Raw genomic sequence first — 6,666 nt, 5'->3', positions numbered from 1 at the left:
TCTCGCGAGGCGCGCCCGCCGTCGCCGGATGCCGAAGGTCGGTGCTCGCAGGGCCGAACGGCCCTCATCGGGCGGCCGGTCGGGGGAGGGTGCCGTTCGGCGCGCCGGTGGACCGAACGGCCCATGGCCGCGCCGCCGGCGGCGGGCGCACGCTGGCACCAGACCGCCGTACGTCCCCGCCCCCGGAGGACCCGTCATGAACGCCGCACCGACCCCCAGCATGCTGCGCGCCCTCCCGGCGGAACACCGGCATCGGCTGATGCGCTTCGCCGGCGAGGTGTCCTTCGCGCAGGGCACCCGGCTCTTCGAGGAGGGCGGCCGGGCCGACCGGTTCTGGATCATCCGCACCGGCCGTGTCGAGCTCGACATGCACGTGCCCGGCCGCCGCGCGGCCGTCATCGAGAGCCTCGGCCACGACGAACTCGTCGGCTGGTCCTGGCTGCTGGGCCCGCACACCTGGCACCTCGGCGCCCAGGCGACGACGCCGGTACGCGCGTACGAGTTCGACGGCACCGCCGTCCGCTCGCTGTGCGCCGACGACCCGGCGCTCGGGAACTCCGTCGCCCTGTGGGTGGGCGGCATCCTGGCCCACCGCCTGCGGTCGGCCCGCACCCGGCTGCTCGACCTGTACGCGCCGTACGGCGCCGGCACCCGTATCTGAGGGGGACCCGATGAACGGCACACCACACGTCGTCGGCGACGTCATGACGCACACCGTCGTCAGCGTCGGACGCGACGCGTCCTTCAAGGAGCTCGTGCGGCTGATGCGGGAGTGGCGGGTCAGCGCCCTGCCCGTGGTGGAGGGCGAGGACCGGGTCGTGGGCGTCGTCTCCGAGGCGGACCTCCTGTGCAAGGAGGAGTTCCGCGACGGCGACCCCGACCGGTACACCCAGTTGCGCCGCCTGAAGGACATCGAGAAGGCTGGCGGTCTGCTGGCCCGGGACCTGATGACCTCCCCGGCCCTCAGCGTCCGCGCCGACACCACGCTCGCCCAGGCCGCCCGGGTCATGGCGCGGGCCAAGGTCAAGCGCCTGCCGGTCGTCGACGTCATGGGCCGGCTGGAGGGCATCGTCAGCCGCACCGACCTCCTCAAGGTCTTCCTGCGCGGGGACGAGAGCATCGCCGAGGAGATCCGGCGCGACGTCGTCGCCCACCTCTTCCCGCTGTCCGCCGCCGAGCTGCGGGTCGACGTCCACGACGGTGTGGTGACGCTCGCCGGACGGGTCCGGGACACGTCCCTGGTGCCCGTGGCCGCACGACTGGTCCGGGCGGTCGAAGGGGTCGTGGACGTCGAGTTCGAACTGGTGCCGCAGGGGAAGACATCCAATGGGGCCGGTCGGCCCTAGCGTGCTGCGGCGTGGCCGGTGATGATCGTCGTGGCAGCACACCCGCACAGCGAGAGGTCGTCATGGCGCAGGCGCGTACCTTCACCGAGCAGGACCCGATCCGCGTGTTCCTGCTCGATGACCACGAGGTCGTACGCCGCGGCCTGGCCGACCTCCTCGACGCCGAGCCGGACATCACGGTCGTCGGCGACGCCGGGACGGTCGAGCACGCGCTCGTGCGGGGTCCGGCGCTGCGCCCCGACGTCGCCGTCCTCGACGTCCGCCTGCCCGACGGCGACGGCATCACCGTCTGCCGCGAACTGCGCGACCGCATGCCCGCGCTGGCCTGCCTGATGCTGACGTCGTTCGACGACGAGGACGCCCTCCTCGACGCCATCATGGCCGGGGCGTCCGGATATGTCCTCAAGCAGATCAAGGGCTCCGACCTGGTCTCGGCGGTCCGCACGGTCGCCACCGGCCAGTCCATGCTCGACCCCGCGACCACGGCCCGCCTGATGCGCTCCCTGCGCGCCGACCCCACCGACACCCCGGCCGTCCCCGACGAACTCGCGGGCCTGTCCCCGCGCGAGCGCGACATCCTCGCCCTCATCGGCGAGGGCCTCACCAACCGGGAGATCGGCAAGAAGCTGTACCTCTCCGAGAAGACCGTCAAGAACCACATCTCCCGCCTCCTGGCGAAACTCGGCGTCCAGCGCCGCGTCCAGGCCGCCGTCCTGGCCTCGCACCTGGAGGCCACGGAACCGCAGGAGCGTCGGGACAGGTAGGAGCCCCGACGCCTGGGCACGAAGGGACGTCCGGGCACGAAGGGAAGTGACAGCCGTGACGGCACACGACCCGCCGGCTTCCCCGGGCGACCTGGGACGCCGCATCGCCCGGCGCCGGGCCGACCTCGGCCTCAGCCGCCAGGACATCGCCGTACGCACCGGTATGGCACCCGGCTACCTCCGCTACCTGGAGGAGCGGGCCGGAGCGGTTCCCGGCTCCGGTGTGCTGCGCAGGCTCGCCGACGCGCTGGAGACCACTGTCGTCGCCCTCACCGGCGGGGCCGCCGAACGCCCCGTCGGCCTCGGCCGGGCCCGCCGCACCCACCTCGTGGAGCTGACGCCGGCCGAATGCCGCGCCCTGCTCGCCACGCACGGCGTGGGTCGCCTGGCCGTCCCCACCCTCGAAGGCCCCCTCGTGGTGCCCGTCAACTACGGCGTCGTCGCGGGCGCCGTCGTCTACCGCACCGCCCCCGGCACCGTCCTGGCCCGGGCCGACGGCTGCCGGGTGGCCCTGGAGGCCGACCGGATCGACGAGGCGTTCAGCCGGGGCTGGAGCGTCCTCGTGCGCGGGGACGCGCGACAGGTCACCGACCCCGCCGAGGCGCTCCGGCTCACGCGGACGGCGTACAGCGAACCCTGGGCGGGTGGCCCGCGCGGGCTGTGGCTGCGCATCGAACCCCTCGCCCTCACCGGACGCCGCATCGTGGGCTGACGGGGCCGACCGGCCCGCCACAAGGGGCCGTCCGGCGCGCCGGGAGGTTCCTGAGGCCCCTGTCCGCCGTCCTCGCACGGGACCAGCATCGTGTCCCGGCGGCGGTGCCGACCGCCTCCGCCCGTCGTGGGAAAACATGGGAAAACGTGAGGAAACGTGGGGAAAGGGGAACGGGCCATGACTCGCCAGAACGTCGTCGTCGGGGTGGACGGCACACCGGGTGCCGTCCGCGCGCTGGACCGCGCCGCGGAGGAAGCCGTACGCCGCGGCATCGCGCTGCGCGTCGTGTACGCCGTGCACGACCGGGACGAGGCCGGGCCGGTCCTGGCCTCGGCCACCGCCCGCACCCGCCTGCGGTGGCCGGGGCTGCCGGTCACCGTCGACGCCGTCGAGGGCGGGGCCGTGGAGGTCCTCGCCCGCGCGAGCGCGAGCGCCGCCCTCACGGTCGTCGGCACCCGGGGCCTGGGACCCGTCGCCGGGCTCCTCGCCGGGTCCGTGAGCCTCAGGCTCGCCGCCCGGGCGCGCGGGCCGCTGCTCGTCGTCCGCGACGACCGCCCCCGCGACCCCGCGTCCGACGGGCGCCCGGTGGTCCTCGGCCTGCGGGGCGACGCCGAGGACGAGGCCGCCGCCTACGCCTTCCAGGAGGCGGAACGCCGGGAGGCACCCCTGCGCGTCCTGCACGCCATGACCCACCGGCACGCCACCCCGGAGATGCCCTCGCCGATCCCCGCGACCAGCCCCGGCCAGCGGCGCCGGGCCCAGGCCGAGCGCGCCGAGCGTGCCGTGCCCCGGTTCGGCGTCGCCCGGCTGCGGGAGGAGCACCCCCGCGTACCGGTCGAGATCCGCGCCGTCGACACCGACCCCGCCCACGCCCTCCTGGAGGCCGGCCGGGAGGCATCCGTCGTCGTCATCGGCACCCACCGCCACTCCGGCCCGGTCCTGCACACCCTGCTGTCGCGCTCCCACTGCCCCGTGGTGCTGGTGCCCTCCGGCACGTGAGCGGGGACCGTCGGCCCCTGGAGGTGCCGCCGGGCCCGCACGAGGCTGACGCGACCACCGCAGGACGCCGCACAGGAGGTGCGCCATGCAGATCCCCCGCACCGCCCCGGTCCGCCCCCTGGTGGCCGACTCGTGGGCCCGCTGCACGGCGCGCGGCGTCCACGCCGGGGGCCTTCCGCCGCTGTGCGGAGCCTTCGCCGACCTCGACGAGCGGCGACGCGGCCACCCCCTGGCCGCTGCGCTGCCGCTCCTGCGCGACCTCCTGGGCCGGGGGGCGGCCGACGACGGGCACGTCTTCGCGGTCACCGACCGGCAGGGCACCCTCCTGTGGGTCGAGGGGGACCCGGCGGCCCTGCGCCGCGCCGAGCGGATGCGGTTCGTCGAGGGCGCCCGGTGGGCGGAACGGCTCGCCGGGACCAACGCCCCGGGCACCGCCCTGGAACTCGGCAGAGCGGTCCAGATCGTGACCGGTGAGCACTACGGCGAGGCCGTCCACGCCTGGTCGTGTGCCGCCGCACCCGTGCGCGACCCCCGCACCGGCCTGGTGCTCGGCGCGGTGGACCTCTCCGGCGGCCCCAGCATCGCCACACCCCCGGCGCTGGCCGCGGTGCGCGCGGCGGCGCTGGCCGCGCAGGCGGTGCTCCCGCGCACCCCGGCCGGCGACGGCGTCGTACGGCTGCGGGCGCTGGCCCGGGACAGCGCCGTGCTGGAACACGCCGGACGGGCGCACCGGCTCAGCCCCCGGCACAGCGAGATCGTGGTGACGCTGGCGCTGGAGGGCCGGGGGGTGATCGGGGACCGGCTCGCGGTGGACCTCTCGGAGCACGAGATACCGCCCTCGACGCTGCGTGCCGAACTGACCCGGCTGCGCGCGGTGCTCGGCCCCGGCCTGCTGGGCTCCCGGCCCTACGCCCTGCTGGCGCCGGTGCGCGCCGACTACGACGAGGTGGCGGGCCTGCTCGCCGAAGGGCGCGTCGACGCGGCCCTCGCCCGTTACCCGGGTCCGCTGCTGCCACGCTCGGAAGCGCCCCTCGTGGTGGCCCACCGGACCTCCCTGGAACAGCAGTTGCGTGGTGCCGTCCTGGCCGGCGGCGCTGTGCCGCTGCGCCGCTGGGTCGCCTCCGAGTGGGGAGGCGACGACGCGTCCGCGTGGACCGCGCTCGCCCGCATCCTGCCCGGCGGATCACCACAGCGTGCCGCCGCCGAGGCCCGCGCCCGCCACCTCGAAGGGGCCGTCGGGGATGCAGCGCGGTTGCAGCGTCGCCGCTCCTAGCGTGGCGGACATCAGCCCGACCGTCGTCACCGGAAAGGGGACGATCATGAAGTACGAGCCTCCGGGCGCGCCGGGCAGCCCCGTCGACGTCGCGCCCCGCTACGAGAACTTCATCGGCGGCAAGTGGCTGCCGCCCACCACCGGCCGGTACACACCGAACCTGTGCCCCGCCACCGCCCGCCCGATCTGCGAGGTCCCGCAGTCCGGACCGCAGGACATCGAACTCGCCCTGGACGCCGCGCACGCGGCGAAGGACACCTGGGGCGAGGCCACCACCGCCCAGCGGGCCGCCGTGCTCAACCAGGTCGCCGACGCCATCGACGCCCACCGCGAGGAACTCGCCGTCGCCGAGAGCTGGGAGAACGGCAAGCCGGTCCGCGAGACCCTCGCCGCCGACATCCCGCTCGCCGCCGACCACTTCCGCTACTTCGCCGCGGCGATCCGCGCCGAGGAGAGCGAGATCACCGAGATCGACAAGGAGACCATCGCCTACCACTTCCACGAGCCGCTGGGCGTGGTCGGACAGATCATCCCGTTCAACTTCCCGCTGCTGATGGCCGCATGGAAGCTCGCCCCGGCGCTCGCCGCCGGCAACTGCTCGGTCCTCAAGCCCGCCTCGCCGACCCCCTGGTCGATCCTCAAGCTCATGGAGGCCGTCGGCGACGTCCTCCCGCCGGGCGTCCTCAACGTCGTCAACGGCCCCGGCGCCGAGATCGGCAAGGCGCTCGCCACGAACAAGCGGATCGCCAAGGTCGCCTTCACCGGCGAGACCACCACCGGCCGCCTGATCATGCAGTACGCCGCCCAGAACATCATCCCGGTCACCCTGGAACTGGGCGGAAAGTCGCCGAACATCTTCTTCGACGACGTCGCGGCGGCCGACGACGACTTCCTCAACAAGGCCGTCGAGGGCCTGGTGCTCTACGCGTTCAACAAGGGCGAGGTCTGCACCTGCCCCTCCCGCGCCCTGATCCAGGAGAACATCTACGAGGAGTTCATGGCCCGCTGCCTGGACCGCATCCGCGCCGTCCGGCTGGGCGACCCCCTCGACACCGACACCATGATGGGACCCCAGGTCTCCCGGCAGCAGATCGACAAGATCGCCTCCTACGTCGAGATCGGCCTGAAGGAAGGCGCCGAACTCCTCACCGGAGGCCACCGCGCCGACATCGGCGGGACGTTCACGGACGGCTACTTCTTCGAGCCGACCGTCCTCACGGGCCACAACCGGATGCGGGTCTTCCAGGAGGAGATCTTCGGACCCGTCCTCGCGGTCACCACCTTCAAGGACGAGGCCGAGGCCCTCGCCCTCGCCAACGACACGCTCTACGGCCTCGGCGCCGGCGTGTGGACCCGCGACGGCGCCCGCGCCTACCGCATGGGCCGCGCCATCAAGGCCGGCCGGGTCTGGACCAACTGCTACCACCAGTACCCCGCCGGTGCCGCCTTCGGCGGCTACAAGGTCTCCGGCATCGGCCGCGAGACCCACAAGATGATGCTCGACCACTACAGCCAGACCAAGAACCTGCTGGTCAGCTACGGCACCAAGCCCCTCGGGCTGTTCTAGGAGGC

At 74.2% G+C, this 6,666-nt stretch carries 7 protein-coding genes; all 7 read left to right on the top strand.

The features are described from left to right. Positions 1 to 196: 196 nt before the first annotated feature. A complete protein-coding gene (locus PV682_RS38330) occupies positions 197 to 661 on the top strand; it encodes a Crp/Fnr family transcriptional regulator (protein ID WP_319736733.1) in 465 nt (154 codons plus the stop codon). 10 nt (positions 662 to 671) lie between these two features. Then, positions 672 to 1,346 carry a CBS domain-containing protein gene (locus PV682_RS38325; RefSeq protein WP_109360886.1) on the top strand — a complete coding sequence of 225 codons (675 nt, stop codon included), beginning with the start codon at positions 672 to 674 and terminating at the stop codon, positions 1,344 to 1,346. A 62-nt stretch (positions 1,347 to 1,408) separates the two neighbouring features. Next, positions 1,409 to 2,110, top strand: a complete 702-nt coding sequence (locus PV682_RS38320; RefSeq protein WP_319736731.1) for a response regulator transcription factor — start codon at positions 1,409 to 1,411, stop codon at positions 2,108 to 2,110. Between the two features lie 55 nt (positions 2,111 to 2,165). Further along, on the top strand, positions 2,166 to 2,822 hold the full coding sequence (locus PV682_RS38315) for a helix-turn-helix domain-containing protein (protein WP_319736729.1): 657 nt from the start codon (positions 2,166 to 2,168) through the stop codon (positions 2,820 to 2,822). Between the two features lie 177 nt (positions 2,823 to 2,999). Next, positions 3,000 to 3,821, top strand: a complete 822-nt coding sequence (locus PV682_RS38310; protein WP_319736728.1) for a universal stress protein — start codon at positions 3,000 to 3,002, stop codon at positions 3,819 to 3,821. An 85-nt stretch (positions 3,822 to 3,906) separates the two neighbouring features. Further along, a complete protein-coding gene (locus PV682_RS38305) occupies positions 3,907 to 5,094 on the top strand; it encodes a sigma-54-dependent transcriptional regulator family protein (protein WP_319736727.1) in 1,188 nt (395 codons plus the stop codon). Between the two features lie 43 nt (positions 5,095 to 5,137). After that, positions 5,138 to 6,661: an aldehyde dehydrogenase family protein gene (locus PV682_RS38300; RefSeq protein WP_407705815.1), complete on the top strand. Its 1,524-nt coding sequence runs from the start codon at positions 5,138 to 5,140 to the stop codon at positions 6,659 to 6,661. Positions 6,662 to 6,666 lie beyond the last annotated feature (5 nt).

Source organism: Streptomyces niveiscabiei, from assembly GCF_033794345.1.
Lineage (GTDB): Bacteria > Actinomycetota > Actinomycetes > Streptomycetales > Streptomycetaceae > Streptomyces > Streptomyces niveiscabiei.
This window is presented reverse-complemented; position numbering and strand designations above follow the sequence as displayed.

Excerpts from the sequence above, each read along its gene's own strand:
- PV682_RS38325 (WP_109360886.1), top strand. The coding sequence starts at position 672 with ATGAACGGCACACCACACGTCGTCGGCGACGTCATGACGCACACCGTC.
- PV682_RS38320 (WP_319736731.1), top strand. The coding sequence starts at position 1,409 with ATGGCGCAGGCGCGTACCTTCACCGAGCAGGACCCGATCCGCGTGTTC.
- PV682_RS38330 (WP_319736733.1), top strand. The coding sequence starts at position 197 with ATGAACGCCGCACCGACCCCCAGCATGCTGCGCGCCCTCCCGGCGGAA.
- PV682_RS38305 (WP_319736727.1), top strand. The coding sequence starts at position 3,907 with ATGCAGATCCCCCGCACCGCCCCGGTCCGCCCCCTGGTGGCCGACTCG.
- PV682_RS38310 (WP_319736728.1), top strand. The coding sequence starts at position 3,000 with ATGACTCGCCAGAACGTCGTCGTCGGGGTGGACGGCACACCGGGTGCC.